Origin of the sequence: Pseudoduganella sp. RAF53_2 (genome assembly GCF_052113985.1) — a bacterium.
Classification (GTDB): Bacteria; Pseudomonadota; Gammaproteobacteria; order Burkholderiales; family Burkholderiaceae_D; genus Rugamonas.
Genome location: NZ_JBFRDW010000002.1, coordinates 1 through 19793 on the forward strand (window position 1 = coordinate 1; position 19793 = coordinate 19793).

The following is a 19793-nucleotide window of genomic DNA, read 5'->3' on the forward strand; positions in this document are numbered from 1 at the left end:
GCTGCAGCGGATTGTGTACGACGTGGTGCTGTGCGACTTCAATCTGGGCGAAGGCAAGAACGGCCAGCACGTGCTGGAAGAAGCGCGCATCCGCCACTTGCTGGCGCCGAGCAGCGTATGGCTGATGGTGTCCGCCGAAAAGAGCGTGGAAGCCGTGATGGGCGCCGCCGAGCACCAGCCGGACGCCTACCTGATCAAGCCCATAACCGAGGGCGTGCTGCTCACCCGCCTGAACCGCGTGTGGCAGAAAAAGCAGATCTTCAGCGAGATCGACCAGACCTATCTGGAGAAAGACTTCCTGCGCGCGGCCAAGCTATGCGATGCGCAAATCGCCCACAACAAACTGCACGAAACCGACCTGCTGCGCATGAAGGCCAATCTGCTGATGAAGGCAGGCGAACCGGAACAGGCGCGCGAAGTCTATGAAAAGCTGCTGCAGGACCGCGAATACAATTGGGCCCGCACCGGCATCGGCAAGATCCGCATGGCGAACGGCGATCACGAAGCCGCGCGGCAGATGTTCAGCGGCGTGATCGCCGAAAACCGTTTCTACATCGATGCCTACGACCAGCTGGCGACATCGCTGCACAACCTGGGCAGGGTTGGCGATGCCTGCGACGTGCTGGAACGTGCCGCCAAGCTGTCGCCGAATTCCGTGCCGCGCCAGCGCAATCTGGGTAACGCCGCGCTCCGGCTGGGCAATATCCCCCTGGCGGAAAAAGCCTTCCGCAAATGTCTGGCCATCGGCGAATACTCGATCATGAAATCGGTGGACGCCTATTTCGGACTGGCGCGCGTGTGCGGCCACAAGAACGATCCGAAAGAGGCCCTGCAACTGCTGGCCGTTGCGCAGCGCGATTTCGCCGGCAAGCTGGTGGACTTGCGCGCCAAAATCACCGAAGGCCTGGTCTATCATGAAAGCGGAGATTATCGCCGCGCGCGCAGATCCGGCGACGAGCTGGAAGAAATGCTGAAGTCCGATGCGGAGCGTCCTGACACCGGCACCTGTCTGGAAATGGCGACCCTGCTGTTCGCGGTAGGCGTGAAAGACGCCCCGGTCGAGTTGCTGTGCTACGTGGTGCGCAACAACCACGACAACCAGCTGCTGCATGAAGACGTGCAGCGCATCTTCGACAAGGCGCGCATGAGCGACGAAGGCGCAGCCCTGATCAAGTCGGCGCGCAAGGAAGCGACCGAGATGATGAACAAGGGCGTGCTGCTGTGGAAGACCAACAAGCTGGACGACGCTGTGGCGTGGATGCGCGAAGCGCGCCAGGCTTTGCCGGACAATCTGCGCATCCTGTTCAACTCTGCGCAGATCCTGATTTCGCATATGCAGGCGAAAGGCTATGACGAGCTGCTGATGATGGAAGCGAACGGAGTGCTGATGCACGTCGACCGGGTCGCGCCAGGCCAGCAGCGCTTTGCACAATTGATTGAGCAATTGCAGATGCTGGTGCCGGGCCGCGCGGCCTCACCGGAAGAAATGGAAGCGGAGCTGGATGCCGCGCTGAATGAGCAAGTATCCGGCGATTCTTGACTGACCAGGGAGTGATCATGCGTGATATCGCCAAAGAGGTCTACAACAAGATGAAAATCGGTGCGATGGCCTGGGTACGGCCAGTCGCTGCACGGGGCGACACCATCGCCAGTTTCCAGGCCGCGCACGCGGCTGCGCAGGCCCTCGAAGAAGAAGGCCTGATCAACATCATGAAGATTGAAAGGGATGCGGAAGGCCAGATATCGGCCATCCGCATTCAGCGGCTCAATTAGGCGCTTTTGGCGGCTTGCTGCCGGCGCGCTTGGCTGCCGGCTTGCGCGCTGCGGAGGCGGCCTGTTTGGCGTCGGACGGCTCTTCGTCTTTCGCCTCGCCATCCGGTTCGGCGGCGGCAGCCTTTGGCGGCTCGGCGGCCATGGCCGTGCTCACCGCTTGCTTGAACTGCTCCTGCAGCAAATTCCACCAGACGGCGGGATTGGCCATTTGCGCGGCAGCGGCAGCGGCGGCATCGGTGGTTGATTTACTGGCTTCCGCCGTGGGTGTTTCAGGCGCGGGCGCGGGCTCGGGTTTGTGCTCGGCCGCCTTGCCATTGGCTTTCGTCGAGGACGAGGCGAATGGCGACTTGTCGCCCACCGGCTGCTGCATGGAAGCCGCCAGCGACTGGCCCATCGACTTCAGCGCTGCAATGGTGCCGCGCTGGACTTCCAGCGCCTGGATGCTACTGCGCAGCATGGTCGCGTTCAGATTCAGCCAGGACTCGACCGCCTTCAGTTCATTGATTTTCTTGTCGAGGTCATCGACCGACAAGGTAGGCGCCGCGATGCCGGGAATGTTAATGCCGGGGACGCCCATGCTGCCCCACAAGGATTTAACGAAGTCCAGCGTATCAGTCATCATGGGGTTGCTCATAAATCGGGTCTCCGAAAGGGCAAGGTCAAAGCTTAGCGTAGCACACAGCTCTCCCACACCGCAACGAGCAGCAGGACAATGACGGTGCCGGCCGTGGCCACCAGCGGCGTCAGTCCAAGCGGTGTGGCCAGCAGCGCCAGTGCAGTCATCAGGCCAACGCCTGTCATGTGCGACAGCGGCGGATAGGGACGGCTATGCGTCACCCATTTGAACAGCATGGTGCCGACCAGGAAAATCCATGGACCGCCAACAATGGCCGCCATCTGCGCCGGATTACCGTGATCGGGATGCGCCTGCAGCAGCTCATCGCCCACCGCGCTGACGATGATGCCGGCGATGATGGGCACATGCAGATAAGTATAGATATTGCGGGCATGGCGGCCCGGATCATGCGAATGCGTGATGCGGTGGTGGCCCTGTTCCGCGCCCTGATCAAAGTAGAGCCACCACATCAGCACGGAACCCAGCACCGCCAGCAGGAAGATGCCGGTATCCGCCGCGCCGAGCCGCATGTCGGCAAAGGTGGCGACCGTCACCACCAGCGACTCGCCCAGCGCGATGATGACGAAGCCCGCGCCGCGTTCCGCCATATGGTTGCCTTCCACATTCCAGTCGGCGCTGGTGGAGCGGCCCAGGCCCGGGGTCCAGAAATACAGGGGAGGTCCCAGCAGTTCGATGGCCAGCGCCACCAGCCAGAAGCCACCGCGCATCGACGATTCGTTAAAGCCGCCCAGCAGCCAGAACACGGCCGACGTCGAAGTCCAGGCCACGATGCGCAGGAAATTGCGGCGCAGGTTGGGAATATCGCGCAAGGCCCACAAGGCGAACAGGCTGCGGCCCACCTGCTGGGCCACGACGGAGCCCGCGAACAGCCAGCCGCGTGCGCCGAAGGCCTGCGGAATCGAGACGGACATCATCAGTCCCACAATCATCAGCACGAACAGCGCGCTGCGCACGGGGATGCGTTCCGGGTCCAGCCAGTTGGTGACCCAGGTCGTGTAGATCCACACCCACCACGTGGTGAGGAACATCAGGCCGACCTGCAGCGCGCCGGTCAGGCTCAGGTCTTTCAGCAGCGTGTGCGACAGCTGGGTGACCGCAAAAACGAATACCAGATCGAAAAACAGCTCGACCGCGCCGACCTTGCCGGAATCGGCCTGGCCACGAGAACGCTGCAGGGACATCTGCCTGACCTTATCAAAAATAGTTGTCAGCGGATTATGCCATCAGCCCGGCAGGTCAGCGGAAAGCGGCATGAAGACGTTACACTAGCGCCCATGACGATTGTTTCCTTCTTTTCCAGCCGCCGCCGCGTGCTTGCCCTGTGCGTGGCCACAGTGGCGCTGCATTTGGTGGCGATCGACTGGCTGGCATCCCACGTCGGCCTGGTGGACGATAACCGCAAGTTCTCACCGGCGGTGGTAAAGGCCGACCTGCGTCTGGCCTTGCCGCAGCGCGTGGCGACCGTGACGCCGGAGCCGGAAATCAAACCGCAGGAAGCTGCACCGAAACCGAAGCGTCCGCACAAGGCCAGACCCAAGCCGGCGCCTGCCCCCGAACCGCTGCCCGCGCCGGAACCGCAACCCAGCGAAGGTGCGCTGACAGCGGCAGCTACGCCTGCAGGCAACACCAGCGAATCCGCACCGCCGGCGCCGCAGACATCTCCTGCCGACCAGACGGGCGCTGCTTCCGAGCCAGCCGCAGTACAATCCGCCCAGCCGGACGCGCCGCAGCAGGAAGACGAGCCGTCAGGCATTCGCCGCTACAAAGTGAACCTGCCGCCTCCCGCGCGCTTCGAGATGGACGTGAAGCGCACCGACGCGGACGGCAAGAAGTGGAGCGGCTCCGCCAGCATGAACTGGCAGAGCGACGGCAGCACCTATAAAGTCGACCTGGAAGTCGGCATTACGGTGCTGTTCCGTATCAACGTGCTGACCGTGAACAGCGAAGGTACCGTGGACGACGGCGGCATTTCGCCCCTCACCATGCGCGAGAAGCGCCGCAACCGTTCCGAGACGGCGACCCATTTCAATCAGAAGGAAAGGCGCATCACCTTCTCGGCCAGCGACCGCAGCTATCCTCTGCTGGCCGGAACGCAGGACAAGGCCACCGTGCCCTTCCAGCTGGCAGCGATTGGCCGCGCCGATGTCAACCAATTCGGGGGGGACATCGATATTCTGGTTGGAGAAGATAAAAGCGCCACCATCTACCGATTCCAGCTGGTGGGCGAAGAAGAACTGGAAACGGACATGGGCAAGCTGATTACCTGGCGCCTGACCCGTCCACCCAAGCCGGGCAGCTATAGCGCGCGGCTGGACATCTGGCTGGCGCCGTCGCTGAACTTTTATCCGGTGCAGATCCGGAACACGGAAGGCAATGGCGCGGTGACCACCGAGACCGTGACCAAGATTTTGAAGGAAGAACAATGAAGAACACATTCATCGCCGCCGCCATGCTGACGCTGGCCATGGGCGCCCAGGCAGCGGACCATCCCGTGGTCAAGCGCGGCTTCAACCTGCCGCCATCCGCCGAACTGGTGTACTCGGTCAAGGGCAGCAACCACGGCATCCCGCTGAGCGGCACCGGCACGGTCAACTGGCGCCAGGGCGAGGGCAAATACACGCTAACCACCGAGGCGCGCTCCGCCCTGTTCGGCAAGGTGCTGGACTACCGCAGCGAAGGCGCGGTCGACGACTACGGCCTGGCGCCCGCCACCTATTATGAAAAGCGCATCCGCAAGGACCCGACCACCACCACCTTCAACCGCGAATCGAAGCAGATCGAATTCCAGGGTGGCGAGCCGGCTTTCCCGCTGAAGGGCGGAGAACAGGACCGCAGCAGTGCGCAATGGCAGCTGGTGTCGCAAGCGCGCCACGCTCCGGACCAATTCAAGCCGGGCACGGAGTGGGCTTTTTTCACGGCCGGCCGCAAGGATGCGGAGGTGTGGAGTTTCAAAGTCGTGGGTCCGGAAACCCTGCAAACGGGTGCCGGTGAGCTCAAGGTCGTGCACTTCGTCAAAGCGCCGCCCAAGCGCGACGCGGGTCAGCAGGTGGACCTGTGGCTGGCGCCGGGACTGGAATGGTATCCCGTCAAAATCCGCTTCATGGAAGAGAACGGCGATTCCTTCGAGCAACTTCTCGAAAAAGTCAACCGCAAATAGCAACACCCGGCCTGATATACTGACGCCCCCGCCATACGGCCGGGCCAAGCCGGTAAATGGGGACGCAACACATTTACGCGGTAATGTGTTACGTCCCCATTTACCGGGATTATCGGAGTGCAATGATTGACTTAATGGCAAGTGCGGCCACGGCTGCCGACGCAAACCCGACTGAGCAAGAGCAGCAGGATGCCCTGCAGGCCCACTTCCAGCCCCACATTTCAGCAGACGAGATTGAGCAAGTCTTCCATCTGAAGCGCGCACAGCCTTTGCTGCAGGTCTTCACGGCCCTGTTCCACGGCGGCTTTGAGGGTGTGCTGGTGCGCCTGCTCGTGCTGCGCGAGCTGGCGAACGACACCACCACCTCGTTCTATTCGCGCGCCGATATCAATACCAAGCTGGCCTATCTGCTGCCGGAAAGCCTGGAAACGGTGCTGATCCGCTTGCGTTCGAACGGGCTGCTGGCCTGGGATGCACAACAGACCGTCTACCGCGTCACCCCCATGGCGCGCAACGTGCTGTCGGCCATCGACGGCCTGCTGGCGCTGGCGCAGCCGGACGACGATGCCGAAATGGGCTTCCTGCTGTCGCAGGTGGCGGGCGCACAGGCCGTGGGCGGCGTCACCAGCGAGCAGCTGCAGCATCTGCTGGGCCGCCTGGTGGACCTGACCGAAGAATTCCGCGACGCCATCGCTTCCGGTTCCGAATTCCGCCTGCGCGAGTCGCAGGCGAAGTGGCACCAGGCTTGCGACTGGGTGGAGAAGGGCAGCGAGATCCTGCGCGCCATCACTTCCGACGAAAACGCGGACAGCGCCACGCACAAGGCGGCGCAAGCCATCGGCCGCGCCCAGTCGCAGCTGTTGAATATGCAGGGCATGTTCTCGCGTGCCCTGAACCAGATCGAGCGCCAGCGTGTGCACCTGGGCCAGTCCGGCCTGTCCACCACGGACATCAAGCGCTGGCTGCTGGAGCACGAGGACCTGGCCTCGCTGGCGGAAGACGCGATTGATCAGCCGGTGAAGCCGCTGTTCGTCACGCCCGCTGAAATGATCGACGTAGCAGAAACAGAATTAATGACGGAACGTGCCAATAACAATGGGCTGAATGGCCTGCCTGCCGGCCAGGACGCGCCGACCACGATCAACGATTCCCCGGCCATGCAGAAGGAGCTGGACGACTGGCTCGCACGCCTGTCCGACTTCGCGCAGCTGAACAACTTCCCGAGCGTGGCCGAAGAGTCGCCGCGCGAAATACAGGCGCACGAAGCGCTGCTGCCGGCGTCGTTTGCCGTGGCCTCGTACCGCGCCTCGCTGCTGCCGCTGCTGGGCGATGAAGCCGAAGCGTCCATGCAGGGCGCCACCGCGGACTTCGCGCGCCTGCCGGTGCAGTTCCAGCCTGCCGATGAAATGATCGAGCTGCCTGACCTTGAGGTCGCCGCCATGTCCATGGCCGCGTTGTCCCTCCAACTGAAAGATGAAAGCGGCAAGGCCGATGAATGACGATTCCCAAATCCTGATCGCGCGCCTGATGACGCATCAGACGCTGCGCCGCGACGATAAGCTGGTCAAGCGTGCCTTGTCCGATGAATTGTTCCGCGCTGAAGTGGATGCGCGCCTGACTGCCTGCGGCCTGAAGCTGCTGGATAACGTCTACGCCGACCACGTCACCCTGGCCCTGCACCGCGCCATCGAGCCGAAAGTGTTCGGCGCGCGCGACGTATGGCAGAACAATAACTTCGGCCTGGCGCGCGATGGCGTGGCCTTGCTGGTGGTGCTGTGGGCGCTGATCATCCTGCCCAAGCGCGAGCGCCAGGAAACCCACCAGGCGGCGGACGATGACCAGAACGATATGTTCGGCACCGAGAAGCCGGTGCCGCGCGCGGAAGACACTTCCATCGGCATTCCGTACAAGGCCCTGCTGGCCGACTTCGGCGACAAGCTAGGCAAGAAGACCCGTATGGACATGAACCTCGGTATTCTCGGCAAGCTCGGTTTCATCGAGCGCCGCGGCGACATCATCGTCGAAGGCCCGCTGCTGGACTTGCTGATGGATACCGACCTGCTGAAAGAACGCATCATCAACGGCGCGCTGGCCGACGTGTTCAAGCGCGCACCGGCGCAGGTTGTGCACATTCCGCGCGAAGTGCTGGCCGAAGCGGCCGCCGCAATCGACAACGCCGCCGCCGTCGAGGAGACGCCGGCCGCACCGGAAGCCGATGCTTCGACCGATACCCCGAACGAGGACTGATCCATGTTCCACATTAAATCTCTCGAATTAGTCCACTGGGATTACTGGCAGCGCATCAAGAACATTCCGCTCGATGCCAAGATCATCACCATCGCAGGCCAGAACGGCTCTGGCAAGACCACCTTGCTGGATGCGATGCGTACCCTGTTCGGCCTCGATTGCTCGATGGGCCGCACCTACAAGCACTACGCCCGCCACAGCGGCCAGCAGACCGCATGGCTGCGCTCCGTGGTGGACAACCGCGCCGTGGGCAAGCAGCTGTCGAACCGGCCGTTCCGGCACAGCGGTTTCTTCGCCGACGATGAAGTGACCCTGTTCTGCAAGGTCGAAAAGAACGGCGGCGACTGGAAGCGCCAGTACCTGATGCGCCCGGGGAATGTGGACATCGAAGAAGTCACCGAAGCCAACGACTGGCTGGGTGTGGAGAACTACCGCAAGCGTCTGGCGCAAGCCGGCCTGTCGCCCGCGATGGCCAAAGTGCTGGCGCTGGAGCAGGGCGAAACGGACAAGCTGTGCGAATACGCGCCGCGCCAGCTGCTGGATCTGGTGTTCCAGGTCTTCGGCGACAAGGAAGTGCTGGACGCGTACGACGAAGCGAAGCGCCACCAGCGCGATACGGAAGAAGAGCTGAAGCGCTTCGAGTCCGAACTGGAAGGCTCCAAGACCAATCTGGAAGGCCTGCGTCTGCGCGTGGCCAACTATCACCAGTGGGAAACGCTGCACAAGGAACGCCGCAACCTGCAGGAAGAAGTGTTGCCATCGCTGGAGTATCACGAGGCGCGCGAAAAGGCGAACAACAACAGCAAGCAGCTGCGCGAAGCGCGCAAGCCGCTGGCGCAAGCCGACCAGCAGCTGGCGGACAAGCGCAATGAACTGGCACGCCAGGCCAAAGCGCTGCAGGACGCGCAGCAGCAGGAAACCCTGCTGGAGCAGGAACAGACCGTGCTGCAATCGCGCCTGAACCAGCTGAATACGAAACTGAAGCCGCTGGAATCGCTGGCTGAACAGAAGCAGCGTCTGCAAAAGCTGGCCGCGGAATCGGGCGCCGATGTGGCCGATGCTGCTGCGCAGCTGGAAGAGAAGGAAGCGGAACTGGCCAAGCTGCGCGGCTCGCGTGACGCCGTGTCCGCACGCATCGCACAGGACAAGGCCACCATCGCCGCGCTGCAAGGCAAAACCGCCATGCCGGAGCCGGACAATGTGCGCGCCATGCGCCGTGCGCTGCGCGATGCGAACATCCCGCATGCCATGCTGTCCGATATCGTGGAAGTCACCGATCCGAAATGGCAGGGCGCCGTCGAAGGCGTGCTGGGTGGCTATGCCTCCGTGGTGCTGCTGGAGCGCTCCTCCGATGCCTCCGCTGCTTACCGCCTGGCGGAGAAGGAACGCTATCGCCACTTCATCGTGCCGGATTGCGTGAAAGCGCACGAGCCGAAGAATCAGAGCCTGCTGTCGGTTGTGCGTTTTTCTGGCCTGGCGCCGGAATGGCTGATCGACCAGCTGTCGCGCATCACGCGCGTGGAGTCGGTGGAAGACGGCGCAAAGCTGGGCAATATCGAAGAATGGATCACGCCGGACGCTTACCACAAGGAGCGCCGTGGTGGCCGTTCGCTGTTTGTTGAAGCATCGCGCTACCGCTTCGGCTCCGCGGGTAAGACCCAGCGTATGGACGCGATCCAGAAAAACCTGCCGAATCTGGAAGCGGAAGAAGACAAGTTCACCCTGCAGATTTCCAAGCTGGCTTCCGAAACCAGCGCACTGAAAGCCCGTGTGGCAGGCGTGGACGCGGTGAAGGAACTGTCGGCACGTACCGAGGAATTCGACGAAGCCGCCCGCGCCGCAGTACCGCTGCGCGCCGAGCGCCTGGAAGTCGGTTCGCGCCTGGGCGAGCTGCAAGGCCTGATGAAGAATGCCACCGTGACCCGTACCCGTGCGGACACCAGCTGGCAGTCGGCGCGCATGGCGCTGTCCGAAGGCGAAGCGGGCATGCGCCTGAACCACAAGCGTCAGCTGGAGCAGCGCTCCGACCACGCACGCGCCTTGCTGGCGCTGCGCCGCCAGTGGCGCCACCTGCCGCCGGCCTGGAAGGGTACCGCACGCCGCCTGGCCCTGGTCGCCCAGCACCAGAACGCGCACCAGGTCGACCTGCGCGTCGCCAGCCTGCAGTCCTCGTTGGCACGCGACGACTGGGAACTGGATGCAACCGTGATCGATCAGTACCAGCGCCTGAACGACCAGCTGTCGAACCGCAAGACCGAAACGGAAGAGCGCCGCTACCAGAACAACCGCGCCATCGAAGCGACCGCCAATGCGCGCGGCGCCTACATCGAGCGTCTGCGCTACACGATCAAGACCTACACGGCCAACATCAAGGAACTGGGCCAGCTGGCGAACATCGAAGTACACGCCGATCCGGTCAAGCTGGAAAACGACGACCTGCTGCTGGCGCAAGCCGGCCTGCATGTGCGCTTCAAGTTCGACGGCAAGGGTCCGATTGGCCTGAACGACGGCGAAGCGTCTGGCGGCCAGCAGGTGATGAAGTCGCTGGTGCTGCTGATTGGCCTGCTGAAGTCCGACGAAGGTTCCGGCGGCTTCGTGTTCATCGACGAACCGTTTGCCCACCTGGACATCCGCAACATCCAGCTGGTCGGCGAGTTCCTGAAGAACACCGATGCCCAGTACCTGATGACGACGCCGCTGACGCACAACACCGACGTCTACGATCCTTCCGAACTGACGCTCATCACGAGCAAAAAGAAGAAGGACACGCAGTGGGCGCAGCCGATCTTCGTGCTGCAGCGCCGCCAGCAGCAAGCGGCATAATGAAAAAGCCCGGGCGATCCTGGGCTTTTTTCATGGATGGGTTAAGGTAAGATGGACGGTCCTGCTGCACGATCCTTGGTGTATTTCGACCTGAAAGCGATAAACCATGACATCGAACAAGCAATCCACTGGCCCTGCCGCCGTACCGGCAATACGCCGGCCTCCCAATGTCCCTGCGCCGTTTCGACCTGGCTTGCCGCTCAGGCGCTCAAGCCGGTTGGCCCAGTGTTCCTGGGCCGATATCGCCAGGGGCGGTCCTGCACCTGCAGCCGCCGCACCGCCTCCAGCGGTTGTGGTGGCGCCAGCTCCCGCACCGGCGCCTGCCCCGGTAGCGGCTCCAGGGCCGGATCGCATTGTCATTCTGGGTTCCGCGCGCCGTCATTACCGCGACGGATGGGGCGCGCGATATGGCATCCGGAACGATAGCCAGCTCAGGACTGAGGTATGGAGTCTGTGGCCTGACAATCCCTACGTCGGCCAGCGCATCGACGGAGCTTTAATGCAGGGCTGTAACCTGAAATTCCGAATGGAGCGCCGAGCCGATCGCGGATGGACCGCTGTCGTCTATCATTGCGGTCCATCGCTTTTCTCTTGATTGACAACGGGCTGGCGCCGCCAGCGTTTTTATTCGTCGCTGTGCAGCGCGATCACGCTGACGATGCCCTGTCTGGCCATTTTGGCGTAAGGGCAGAAGCGTTCGGTGGCGCGCACCAGCTGTTCGGCGATGGCGCGCTCGACGCCCGGCAGATGGACGCGGATGTTGGCAGTCAGGTTGTACAGGCCATCGACCGGATCGCGGCCAAAGGTCACCGAAGCATCGACCGTCGCATCCTTCAGTTCAATACCGTTCTTGGCGGCGAGCAGCATGAGGGCGCCGTGGAAGCAGGAGGCATAGCCTGCTGCGAACAGCTGCTCCGGATTGGTTCCGCCACCTGCGCCGCCCATTTGCTCGGGCAGGCGCAATTCCAGATCGAGGCTGCCGTCATCGGAGCGCACCACACCGGAGGCCCTGGCATGCGCCGCTTCACCACCTGTCACACGAACGCGGCCCGTGTAGATTTCTTCGAATTCGGAGCCTCGGAATTTATCGAGCAAGGTCAAAGGAGGCCGGGCGGGTTTGTCCATTCAGTTGATCCATTCATAGTCACTAGCTATTTTAAGCACATTGTGCGCGACAAAGTAGTCCTCTTCCGGGACGCATGATGTTGAGTTTTTGGCGACAATCCCTGCTGCGATCAATTATTAGTAAGTTCATCGTATTACCTTGTAATTGACCTCATCTAAGGGTATAACGTAGCGCATGCTCATCACGCCCTCGTTGACGACTGCTTCCCCTGCAGCCGGCGAAGACTCGCTGGCGTCTAGCTTCGCCACCAGCTATGCGGGAGTGATTGCCTTCCTGGCGGTGGTGAGCGAGGGCAGTTTTGCCAAGGCCGGCGACCGGCTTGGTATTGGCCGTTCGGCCGTGAGCCGCAATGTCCAGAAGCTGGAGGCGCAACTCGATACGCGCCTCTTCCTGCGTACCACGCGCAGCACCGCTCTGACGCCGGAAGGTGAACTCTTCTATCAGAACTGCAATCCCGGCGTGGAGCGCATCGTCCAGGCGCTGGAAGATATGCGCGAGCTGCGCCAGGGCCCGCCGCGTGGCCAGCTGCGCGTCTGTTCGACCGCGGGCTTCGGCCGCAAGGTGATTGCGCCGCTGCTCAACGGCTTCCACGCCAGTTATCCCGGTATTGCGCTCGACTTTATGCTGAAGGACGGTCCCGTCGATTTCACGATGGAGCGCATCGACATTGCCTTCCGCGACGGCAAAATGGACGATAGCCAGGTCGTGGCCAAGCAGCTGATCCCGATGCAGATGGTGGTGTGTGCTTCGCCCGAGTACGCGAAGGAGCATGGCCTGCCATGTTCTATCGAAGACCTGAGCCAACATCGCTGCATCAATTACCGCCTGGCTTCGGGCCGCATTGCGGAGTGGGAGTTCAAGGTTGGTGGCATGTGCCAAAAGGCCACTCCGCGCGCGCAGCACATCTTCAACTGCGCTGAACTGATGGTGCAGGCAGTGCTGGACGGACGCGGCATCGCCCAGCTGCCGGCTTATCAGGTCAGCGCACTGCTGCGCGATGGCCGTCTGCTTTCCTGCCTGGCGCAGTACGTACCGGACGACCGCGGCCACTACGCCTGTTATCTCAGCCGCAAACATCTTCCGGCGCGTATCCGCGTCTTCATCGACTACATGACCGAGCAAATCCGCGCGCTGGATCTGGACTGCTCCGCCTCGGAACTCGTGCCTCTCACCTTCTGCGCCTGATTGTCCCCCGAATGACAACACGGTGAGTCCCGGCGCGGGGCTTCCGCCGATCATGCGCCGCGCCTACGCTTGCTGCAGCAAACGGAGGAGAACATCATGTGGTCGCACGAGTTAATGGCTCGCTACGGCGTGCTGATTGTATTCATCAATGTCTTTGCTTCCTCGCTGGGATTGCCCCTGCCCGCCACGCCAACGCTGATGATGGCTGGTGCCGCCATCGCCCTGGCAGCGGATGGCCTGTCTTCTGGCTCGCTGCAATTCGTGGCGCTGGTCGCATCCGCCGTGGTCGGAGGCGCGCTGGCAGACTTCTTCTGGTTCCACGGCGGCCGGCGCTTCGGTGCGCAGCCGTTCGGCAGGCTGCTGACGGAGCGGAAAATCGACATCGAGCGCCTATGGGGACGCAGAGGCGTTCGTGTGCTGCTCATCGCGCGTTTTATTCCGGGGCTGGCATTTTTTTCGGTACTGCTGTGCGGCGCCAAAGCCGTCCGACCGCGCTCCTTTGTCCTGCATGACTGCGCGGGCATTGGGCTGTGGGCGCTGGCGGCGCTATCGGCTGGCGCAGTGTCGGCATCGGCCCTGATTGGTGCGCCGTAGACAACATTGTGAGTACGTTGGCGTGTCTTCCGCCGCAGCTGATGCCCTCCTACTATGCAATCGCGGCACCCCAATCCAACCATTCTTGAAGGAGATCATCATGACTCAGCGACTCAACTACATGCAGCAGTCTTCTCAGCTGTTCAAGAAGTTCCTGGAGTTTAGCAATGTGCTGAAAGAAGGCGCGATCGAGCAATCGATCCGTGACCTGATTTCCATCCGCGCCTCGCAGATCAATGGCTGCGCCTTCTGCCTCGACATGCATGTGAAGGAAGCGAAGATTCATGGCGAGCGTGAACTGCGCATCCATCATCTTGCGGCTTGGCGCGAGTCCACGCTATTCCAGCCGCGCGAACGCGCCGCGCTGGCTTGGACCGAAGTGCTGACCAAGCTGCCGGAGCACGGCGTGCCGGACGAGATTTACGATCGCGTGCGCTCGCAGTTCTCGGAAAAGGAACTGTCCGACCTGACCTTCGACGTCATGGCGATCAACGGCTGGAACCGCGCCAACGTCGCCTTCCGCTCCGTGCCCGGTTCGGCCGACACGGCTTGGGGCCTCGACAAGGCAAATCTTTCTTGATCACCCGGGAGAACACACTATGATCTCCTTCAAACACGCTGCGCTGGCGCTTTGCGCCACCCTGATTGCATCGCAAGGCTTTGCTCACCGCGGGCCGGTCAACGCCATCGTCTCGCCGGTGATGAACAAGGCGCTGAGCGACTACCCCGGCAAGGAAGCCGAGATGATTACGGTCGAATATCCGCCCGGCGCCCAAGACCCCGTGCATCGCCATAACGCGCATGGCTTCATCTATGTGCTGGAAGGTTCGATCATCATGCAGGYGAAAGGCGGCAAGGAAGTGACGCTGACGCCCGGCCAATCGTTCTACGAAGGCCCGGCCGATGTGCATACGGTGGGACGCAACGCCAGCAAGACCAAGCCGGCGAAGTTCCTCGTGCTGCTGCTGAAAGAGAAGGGCGCGCCTATCTTCATTCCCGAACCAGGCGGGCACTAAGTCCGAATGGCAGCACTGCAAGGCCACCTGCGCATCCTCGCATCGCCGGGATGCGGTCGCCGGATTGTGGCGCCGCTGCTGGCCGGCTTTCACGCGCAGCATCGTCAGCTTGTCGTGGAGCTGCTGTTACGCGAGCAGCCGGCGGACTTCACGAAAGACCGCATCGACGTGTCGTTCGGCGAGCAGCGCCTGATACGGCAAGGCGTGCTGGTGCAGCAGCTGATGGCGGTGCCGACCATCGTCTGCGCTTCATCGGCATACGCGCGCATGCATGGTTTGCCGCAGCAAATGGATGAACTGGGCCGGCATCGCTGCATCAGCTTCAGAACCGCGGCCGGTTATATCCAGGCTTGGGAATTCAGGATCAACGGTCTGGCTCAACGTTGGCGGCCGATGGCGCAGCATACTTTTAACGACCTGGACATGCTGGTGCAGGCGGTAAGCGCAGGCCTTGGCATCGCCCAGCTCCCGGCGTATCTGGTGAGCAGCCTGCGCGCTGAAGGAAAGCTGGTCACCTGTCTTTCGCAATTCGCGCCGGAGGATGGCGCTCTGTATCTCTCGTATCAAAAACAGCAAGACCTGCCCGCACGCATCCGTGCGTTTGCGGAATACATGACCCCTTTAATCAAGGAGAAATATCATGAAGATTGTTGTCATCGGTGGGACGGGATTAATCGGTAGCAAAGTCGTGGCGCAACTGCGCGCCCAAGGTCACGAGGTGCTTGCTGCCGCGCCAGCAACGGGCATCAACACCGTCACGGGCGAAGGCTTGAGCGAGGCGATGGCGAACACGCATACCGTGATTGACCTGGCGAATTCACCTTCGTTCGAAGATGCGGCCGTGCTGGAATTCTTTGAAACGTCCGGCCGCAATCTGTTCGCAGCTGAACGTGCCGCGGGCGTTAAACACCATATTGCGCTGTCGGTGGTTGGTACCGACCGCTTGGCGCAAAGCGGCTACTTCCGCGGCAAGATTGCGCAGGAGAAGCTGATTCGCGAATCGGGCGTGCCGTACACGATCGTGCACTCGACGCAGTTCTTTGAGTTCCTGGGCGGTATTGCGCATTCCGGCAGCGAGGGCGATAGCATCCGCATGTCGCCGGCTTTCTTCCAGCCGATTTCCTCGGACGATGTGGCAACTGCCGTCGCCGAATTCGCACTCCGCGCGCCGCGCAACGGCATCATGGAGATTGCCGGTCCGGAGCGCGTGCGCTTGTCGGATATGGTGAAGCGCTATCTGCGCGTTACCAATGACAAGCGCAGCGTGATCGAAGACGCGACCGCACGCTACTTCGGCGCCGAACTGCGCGACGACACGCTGATGCCCGGCAGCGGCGCGCATCTGGGAACAATTAACTTCGATTCCTGGTTCAGCAAGGCGTAAAAAAGAAGGGGTTGGTTGACAATCCCTTCTTTTTGGTCTTTAATTTCTGTAACAACAGAAATTAAAGAAAACATGAGTACGCACCTCACCCTGTTCTACGACGGCAATTGCCCTCTTTGCCTGCGCGCCATGCACAGTCTGCGGCGCGCCGACCGCCAACTTGCATTGGCCTTCGTCGACATCGCCGCTCCCGGCTTCGATCCCGCGCCGCTTGGCGTCACCATGACCGCGCTGAACGCCGAAATGCACGCCCTGCGCGCCGACGGCACGCTGCTGCGTGGTACGGACAGCATCCTTGCCGCGCACGCGCTGGTCGGCCGTGCATGGCTGGTGTGGCCACTGCGGATTACACTGCTGCGTCCCGCGCTCAGTGCCGGCTACCGCTGGCTGGCCCGCAACCGCCTGCGCATCTCACGCCTGCTTCGCCTGCGCCCGACGGCGCGCGCCACGGCCTGCGAAGGCAACGCTTGCCGCATTTACTTTGGAGACGCTCATCATGGAACGTAAATGGCTGATGCGCTGGCTTTACGCAGCTGCTGTCCTCCACATTGCCGTTGGGCTGGCACTTCCGCTGCTGGCCGGCGCGCCCATGCTGGACGCTTATCACACCCTCATCGCGAAAGGCTTTTCGCCGGCCGTCAGCCACGCCCAGCAAGCCTGGTGGATCGCGCTGTTCGGTCCGACCATCCAATGCGTCGGCGTGCTGATGCTGGCCCTGACCTGCTTCGGCGACACGCGCCGTGAGCCGTCGGCCTGGCTGTGGCTGATCGCCAGCCTGCTGCTATGGGCGCCGCAAGACATGCTGATCTCACTGCGCGCCAGCGTCTGGCCAAACCTATGGATCGACGTGATCACACTGGCGCTGCTGCTGCCACCTTTGCTGCGGCTGTACCGCATCGATTCGCGCGTTGCGTCCGAGCATGGCGCGGTAGGCGAGGGAGAGCTGTTCCGCAAGATCCTCGGCGCTGAATGGAGCAAGCTGCATCCCGACATCCAGACCCGCTTCACTAAGAACCCGGAGCCGGGCAAGCCGCTGCTGTACTACGGCGCGCTGAGTGAACTGAGTGCCTCACGCATCGGCAAAGTGCTAGGCTGGCGCATACCGCTGCCCGGCCTGCTCACTCCCGGCAAAACCTATCTCTGGCATCACAATGAAGCGCCGAACCGCTTCAATATTCGCATCGAAATCCGCCACGCGCTGTTTGGCCTGATGTTCACGCAGGTGGGTGTCTTCCAGGAGCGCCACGCGGCCGAGAAGGAGGCAGCATGAGCACTCGCACGCTTGCCCTGCAGCTGATGGCATTCCAGGGCTGCCTGGGTGCATTCGACACTATCTACCACCATGAACTGACCGAAGCGCTGCCGCAGCGTGCCACGGCCCGCCGCGAGCTGGCGATTCATTCCGTGCGCGCACTGATATACGGCCTGCTGTTCATTGGCCTCTCCGCCTGGATCTGGCAGGGCGCGTGGACCTGGGCGCTGCTGGCGCTGTTCGTAGTCGAAATCGGCTTGACGCTGTGGGATTTCGTCATCGAAGATCAGACCCGAATGCTGCCGGCCACCGAGCGTGTCACGCACACGGTCCTGGCCATTAACGGAGGCGCCTTCATTTGCCTGCTGGCGCTGGCCGCGCCGGAATGGCTGCGTGCAGACACCGGCTTCACCTATGCGCCGCTTGGCATATTGAGCGTCTTCCTTGCGCTATGCGGCGTCGGCGTGATGGCCTCCGGCATCCGCGACGGCATCGTCGCACGCAATACGCCGGCTGCCGATGCGGCGGCGGTGCGCTTCACCGGCCCGCCGCAGACCGTGCTGATTACCGGGGCCACCGGCTTCGTCGGCCATGCCCTGGTGCCGGCACTGGTCGCCAGCGGCCATCGCGTGATCGTGCTGACGCGCGATGCGCGTAAGGCTGCCGCGGACTTCAATGGCGCCGTACGCGCCGTCAGCAGCATGCAGGAGCTGCCACCCAGTGAACGTATCGACGTCGTGATCAATCTGGCCGGCGCACGCATCCTCGGCTGGCGCTGGACGGAGAAGCGCAAGGCCACGCTGCGCCGCAGCCGTGTCGCGCTGACGGACAAAGTGGTGGACTGGATCGCCGCTGCCGAAAACAAACCGCGCCTGATGATCAGTGCGTCCGCGATCGGCTATTACGGCATCCAGCCGCAAGACGACGCGCGGGCGCTGGACGAAAACGCCGCGCCGCAAAACATCTTCATGTCCCAGCTTTGCCAGGAATGGGAGGAAGCCGCCCAGCGCGCCAGTGCTTACGGTGTGGCCGTGGCGCGTACGCGCTTTGGCGTGGTGTTCGGACATGGCGGTGGCGCGCTGCCGATGATGCTGCTGCCGATTCGTTTGGGCCTCGGTGGCCCGATGGGCACTGGCCGTCAGCGTGCCTCGTGGATTCATCTGCACGATCTGATCCGCGCCATGGCCCATGTGTGGGAACAGCCGGATGCCGGCGGCGCCTGGAACTTCACGGCGCCGCACTGCCCGACGCAACAGGAATTTGCCTGCACGGCGGCGCGCATCGCGCATCGTCCTTGTTTCATGCCGACACCGGCATGGCCGGTTCGTCTCATGCTGGGCGAGCAGGCGGACCTGCTGCTGGAAGGTCAGAACGTGGCGCCAGCGCGCCTGCTCGCAACGGGATTTGGCTTCCGCTATCCAGCCATGGACGCGGCCTTGCAAAACTTGATGTAGTCAGCTCAGGATGTCATCCAGCTCGCGGCGCAGCTGCAGCGCATGCGGGCGTCCCTTGGCGCGAACGGTCATTTCGAAGAAAGGAATGCGCAGTTCGCGCAGCTCGTCGATGTTCGACGCCTTTTCCACCTTCAGCTGCAAGCTCAGGCCACGCATGCCGAGGGTCGGCTTGATGGTGCGTGTGTAGAACTCGTAGGCCGCGCGGAATTGCTCGGCCAGCGTGGCAGGATCGGGCGGCGGCGGGTCTTCGGCCGGCGGATCGAACTTCGGCTGGGCAGGCTCGATGAAGCCCTCATCCAGCAGGGTCTGCACATTGGCCTCGCTCAAGCCCAGCCCCGACACTTTCGGCAGCAACTCGTCGATGGCATGACGCCCATCAATCATCACCAGCAGCGACCTCATCCGGGGCGCCAGATGATGGCAACGTGAAGCAATCTCCTCCCGTCCCTTGACGGTTTTATCGTAGATAGCCATGGGAAGTTTCCTATTGGAATTATTTTTTCCCAATTTACCTCAGATTTACTAAAAAAGCATCACTACAGATGTGAAGTTACAACAGTATGACATCGCGAAAATTTAATCTTGCAATGAAGACATTATTCCTGGCCGGGCAGCGCCTTGTGGTTCATGCGCCAGCGGAGCATGCCGATAGAGTAGATGGCGAAGTAGCCGGCGAAGAGGCCGAAGGTGATGACGGTGAGAGGATGCTGCATGACTTCGTCGTGCGAGATCACTTTGGGGAACTGGGACTGGCGGTTCAGGTAGAACTCGACCGCGATCTGCAGCACGCGGGCCAGGAACAGCATGCAGATGACCATGCCGGTGCGCAGGTGAGGTGTAAAGAAGAAGCCGCGTTCATTGATTTCGAAGCGGGTCTTTTTCAGGCTGAACACGGCCAGCCAGCCGCCGCACAGGGCAGCGGTGCCCAGCAACGATACCGACAGCACGTTATGCGTCATGGAGCTGGCGGAGGAGGCCAGTACGATGGGGAAGAAAATCGCCCCGGCGTAGTGCTTCCACATCACCGACTGCTGGCGCGCAAACACCATGCGCAGGCGCGAATAGGTGCGCCACACCAGCATGGGGATCAGGATGAGCAGGACTACGGTGGTGACAGTCAGTTCCATAAACAGGTTCGTGCGGAA

General features: G+C 62.2%; 21 protein-coding genes. 16 read left to right on the top strand and 5 right to left on the bottom strand.

Annotation, left to right across the window (positions count from 1 at the left end; all coding sequences use genetic code 11):
* Together AB4Z11_RS00205 and AB4Z11_RS00210 are read left to right on the top strand one after the other, a co-directional pair.
* Positions 1-1540 (top strand): tetratricopeptide repeat protein (locus AB4Z11_RS00205; protein ID WP_442021706.1); only part of this gene is annotated, 1540 nt, incomplete at its 5' end.
* A 17-nt stretch (positions 1541-1557) separates the two neighbouring features.
* On the top strand, positions 1558-1773 hold the full coding sequence (locus tag AB4Z11_RS00210) for a hypothetical protein (RefSeq protein WP_442021708.1): 216 nt from the start codon (positions 1558-1560) through the stop codon (positions 1771-1773).
* On the opposite strand, the gene AB4Z11_RS00215 is transcribed toward AB4Z11_RS00210, so the two are convergent.
* Complete coding sequence (locus AB4Z11_RS00215) at positions 1766-2407, bottom strand: PhaM family polyhydroxyalkanoate granule multifunctional regulatory protein (RefSeq protein WP_442021710.1); 642 nt, start codon at positions 2405-2407, stop codon at positions 1766-1768. The two genes, AB4Z11_RS00210 and AB4Z11_RS00215, sit on opposite strands and share 8 nt — an antisense overlap.
* A 32-nt stretch (positions 2408-2439) precedes the next feature.
* Positions 2440-3591, bottom strand: coding sequence for a low temperature requirement protein A (locus tag AB4Z11_RS00220; protein WP_442021712.1), 1152 nt, complete (start codon positions 3589-3591; stop codon positions 2440-2442).
* Between the two features lie 93 nt (positions 3592-3684).
* Between AB4Z11_RS00220 and AB4Z11_RS00225 the strand changes: the two genes are divergently transcribed.
* From AB4Z11_RS00225 to AB4Z11_RS00245, 5 genes are all read left to right on the top strand, one after another.
* Positions 3685-4836, top strand: a complete 1152-nt coding sequence (locus AB4Z11_RS00225; protein WP_442021714.1) for a DUF3108 domain-containing protein — start codon at positions 3685-3687, stop codon at positions 4834-4836.
* Positions 4833-5567 carry a DUF3108 domain-containing protein gene (locus AB4Z11_RS00230; protein WP_442021716.1) on the top strand — a complete coding sequence of 245 codons (735 nt, stop codon included), beginning with the start codon at positions 4833-4835 and terminating at the stop codon, positions 5565-5567. Before AB4Z11_RS00225 ends, AB4Z11_RS00230 begins: the two co-directional genes overlap by 4 nt.
* 122 nt (positions 5568-5689) lie before the next feature.
* A complete protein-coding gene (locus AB4Z11_RS00235; protein WP_442021718.1) occupies positions 5690-7066 on the top strand; it encodes a hypothetical protein in 1377 nt (458 codons plus the stop codon).
* The gene (locus AB4Z11_RS00240) at positions 7059-7814 is read left to right on the top strand and encodes a hypothetical protein (protein WP_442021720.1); all 756 of its coding nucleotides are present in this window, start codon (positions 7059-7061) and stop codon (positions 7812-7814) included. The genes AB4Z11_RS00235 and AB4Z11_RS00240 overlap by 8 nt, the downstream gene beginning before the upstream one ends.
* A gap of 3 nt (positions 7815-7817) precedes the next feature.
* Positions 7818-10637, top strand: coding sequence for an ATP-binding protein (locus AB4Z11_RS00245; RefSeq protein ID WP_442021722.1), 2820 nt, complete (start codon positions 7818-7820; stop codon positions 10635-10637).
* A 624-nt stretch (positions 10638-11261) separates the two neighbouring features.
* On the opposite strand, the gene AB4Z11_RS00250 is transcribed toward AB4Z11_RS00245, so the two are convergent.
* Positions 11262-11762, bottom strand: a complete 501-nt coding sequence (locus AB4Z11_RS00250) for an Ohr family peroxiredoxin (protein ID WP_442021724.1) — start codon at positions 11760-11762, stop codon at positions 11262-11264.
* A 175-nt stretch (positions 11763-11937) separates the two neighbouring features.
* Between AB4Z11_RS00250 and AB4Z11_RS00255 the strand changes: the two genes are divergently transcribed.
* The 9 genes from AB4Z11_RS00255 (at position 11938) to AB4Z11_RS00295 (ending at position 18648) form a co-directional block, all read left to right on the top strand.
* On the top strand, positions 11938-12948 hold the full coding sequence (locus AB4Z11_RS00255; RefSeq protein WP_442021726.1) for a LysR family transcriptional regulator: 1011 nt from the start codon (positions 11938-11940) through the stop codon (positions 12946-12948).
* A gap of 96 nt (positions 12949-13044) precedes the next feature.
* Positions 13045-13542 (top strand): DedA family protein, encoded by a 498-nt coding sequence (locus tag AB4Z11_RS00260; protein WP_442021728.1) that lies wholly within the window; start codon positions 13045-13047, stop codon positions 13540-13542.
* Between the two features lie 100 nt (positions 13543-13642).
* Complete coding sequence (locus tag AB4Z11_RS00265; RefSeq protein ID WP_442021730.1) at positions 13643-14122, top strand: carboxymuconolactone decarboxylase family protein; 480 nt, start codon at positions 13643-13645, stop codon at positions 14120-14122.
* A gap of 19 nt (positions 14123-14141) precedes the next feature.
* Complete coding sequence (locus tag AB4Z11_RS00270; RefSeq protein ID WP_442021732.1) at positions 14142-14558, top strand: cupin domain-containing protein; 417 nt, start codon at positions 14142-14144, stop codon at positions 14556-14558.
* Between the two features lie 6 nt (positions 14559-14564).
* Positions 14565-15239 carry a substrate binding domain-containing protein gene (locus AB4Z11_RS00275; protein ID WP_442021734.1) on the top strand — a complete coding sequence of 225 codons (675 nt, stop codon included), beginning with the start codon at positions 14565-14567 and terminating at the stop codon, positions 15237-15239.
* Positions 15199-15942 carry an SDR family oxidoreductase gene (locus tag AB4Z11_RS00280; RefSeq protein WP_442021736.1) on the top strand — a complete coding sequence of 248 codons (744 nt, stop codon included), beginning with the start codon at positions 15199-15201 and terminating at the stop codon, positions 15940-15942. Before AB4Z11_RS00275 ends, AB4Z11_RS00280 begins: the two co-directional genes overlap by 41 nt.
* Before the next feature lie 72 nt (positions 15943-16014).
* Positions 16015-16449, top strand: a complete 435-nt coding sequence (locus tag AB4Z11_RS00285; protein WP_442021738.1) for a thiol-disulfide oxidoreductase DCC family protein — start codon at positions 16015-16017, stop codon at positions 16447-16449.
* Positions 16439-17212 (top strand): DUF4166 domain-containing protein, encoded by a 774-nt coding sequence (locus tag AB4Z11_RS00290; protein ID WP_442021740.1) that lies wholly within the window; start codon positions 16439-16441, stop codon positions 17210-17212. The genes AB4Z11_RS00285 and AB4Z11_RS00290 overlap by 11 nt, the downstream gene beginning before the upstream one ends.
* Positions 17209-18648, top strand: coding sequence for a TIGR01777 family oxidoreductase (locus AB4Z11_RS00295; RefSeq protein ID WP_442021742.1), 1440 nt, complete (start codon positions 17209-17211; stop codon positions 18646-18648). The genes AB4Z11_RS00290 and AB4Z11_RS00295 overlap by 4 nt, the downstream gene beginning before the upstream one ends.
* Here the strand turns inward: AB4Z11_RS00295 and AB4Z11_RS00300 are convergent, their stop codons facing one another.
* Together AB4Z11_RS00300 and AB4Z11_RS00305 are read right to left on the bottom strand one after the other, a co-directional pair.
* Positions 18649-19122: a hypothetical protein gene (locus AB4Z11_RS00300; RefSeq protein ID WP_442021744.1), complete on the bottom strand. Its 474-nt coding sequence runs from the start codon at positions 19120-19122 to the stop codon at positions 18649-18651.
* Positions 19123-19244: 122 nt separating this feature from the next.
* The gene (locus tag AB4Z11_RS00305; protein WP_442021746.1) at positions 19245-19775 is read right to left on the bottom strand and encodes a hypothetical protein; all 531 of its coding nucleotides are present in this window, start codon (positions 19773-19775) and stop codon (positions 19245-19247) included.
* Between the last annotated feature and the right edge of the window lie 18 nt (positions 19776-19793).

What these genes read in the sequence shown, in the direction of transcription:
- AB4Z11_RS00245 (WP_442021722.1), top strand. Translation starts at nt 7,818, where the DNA reads ATGTTCCACATTAAATCTCTCGAATTAGTCCACTGGGATTACTGGCAG.
- AB4Z11_RS00215 (WP_442021710.1), bottom strand. Translation starts at nt 2,407, where the DNA reads ATGAGCAACCCCATGATGACTGATACGCTGGACTTCGTTAAATCCTTG.
- AB4Z11_RS00265 (WP_442021730.1), top strand. Translation starts at nt 13,643, where the DNA reads ATGACTCAGCGACTCAACTACATGCAGCAGTCTTCTCAGCTGTTCAAG.
- AB4Z11_RS00275 (WP_442021734.1), top strand. Translation starts at nt 14,565, where the DNA reads ATGGCAGCACTGCAAGGCCACCTGCGCATCCTCGCATCGCCGGGATGC.
- AB4Z11_RS00285 (WP_442021738.1), top strand. Translation starts at nt 16,015, where the DNA reads ATGAGTACGCACCTCACCCTGTTCTACGACGGCAATTGCCCTCTTTGC.
- AB4Z11_RS00305 (WP_442021746.1), bottom strand. Translation starts at nt 19,775, where the DNA reads ATGGAACTGACTGTCACCACCGTAGTCCTGCTCATCCTGATCCCCATG.
- AB4Z11_RS00290 (WP_442021740.1), top strand. Translation starts at nt 16,439, where the DNA reads ATGGAACGTAAATGGCTGATGCGCTGGCTTTACGCAGCTGCTGTCCTC.
- AB4Z11_RS00255 (WP_442021726.1), top strand. Translation starts at nt 11,938, where the DNA reads ATGCTCATCACGCCCTCGTTGACGACTGCTTCCCCTGCAGCCGGCGAA.
- AB4Z11_RS00300 (WP_442021744.1), bottom strand. Translation starts at nt 19,122, where the DNA reads ATGGCTATCTACGATAAAACCGTCAAGGGACGGGAGGAGATTGCTTCA.
- AB4Z11_RS00220 (WP_442021712.1), bottom strand. Translation starts at nt 3,591, where the DNA reads ATGTCCCTGCAGCGTTCTCGTGGCCAGGCCGATTCCGGCAAGGTCGGC.
- AB4Z11_RS00250 (WP_442021724.1), bottom strand. Translation starts at nt 11,762, where the DNA reads ATGGACAAACCCGCCCGGCCTCCTTTGACCTTGCTCGATAAATTCCGA.
- AB4Z11_RS00225 (WP_442021714.1), top strand. Translation starts at nt 3,685, where the DNA reads ATGACGATTGTTTCCTTCTTTTCCAGCCGCCGCCGCGTGCTTGCCCTG.
- AB4Z11_RS00235 (WP_442021718.1), top strand. Translation starts at nt 5,690, where the DNA reads ATGATTGACTTAATGGCAAGTGCGGCCACGGCTGCCGACGCAAACCCG.
- AB4Z11_RS00230 (WP_442021716.1), top strand. Translation starts at nt 4,833, where the DNA reads ATGAAGAACACATTCATCGCCGCCGCCATGCTGACGCTGGCCATGGGC.
- AB4Z11_RS00240 (WP_442021720.1), top strand. Translation starts at nt 7,059, where the DNA reads ATGAATGACGATTCCCAAATCCTGATCGCGCGCCTGATGACGCATCAG.
- AB4Z11_RS00280 (WP_442021736.1), top strand. Translation starts at nt 15,199, where the DNA reads ATGAAGATTGTTGTCATCGGTGGGACGGGATTAATCGGTAGCAAAGTC.
- AB4Z11_RS00295 (WP_442021742.1), top strand. Translation starts at nt 17,209, where the DNA reads ATGAGCACTCGCACGCTTGCCCTGCAGCTGATGGCATTCCAGGGCTGC.
- AB4Z11_RS00260 (WP_442021728.1), top strand. Translation starts at nt 13,045, where the DNA reads ATGTGGTCGCACGAGTTAATGGCTCGCTACGGCGTGCTGATTGTATTC.
- AB4Z11_RS00210 (WP_442021708.1), top strand. Translation starts at nt 1,558, where the DNA reads ATGCGTGATATCGCCAAAGAGGTCTACAACAAGATGAAAATCGGTGCG.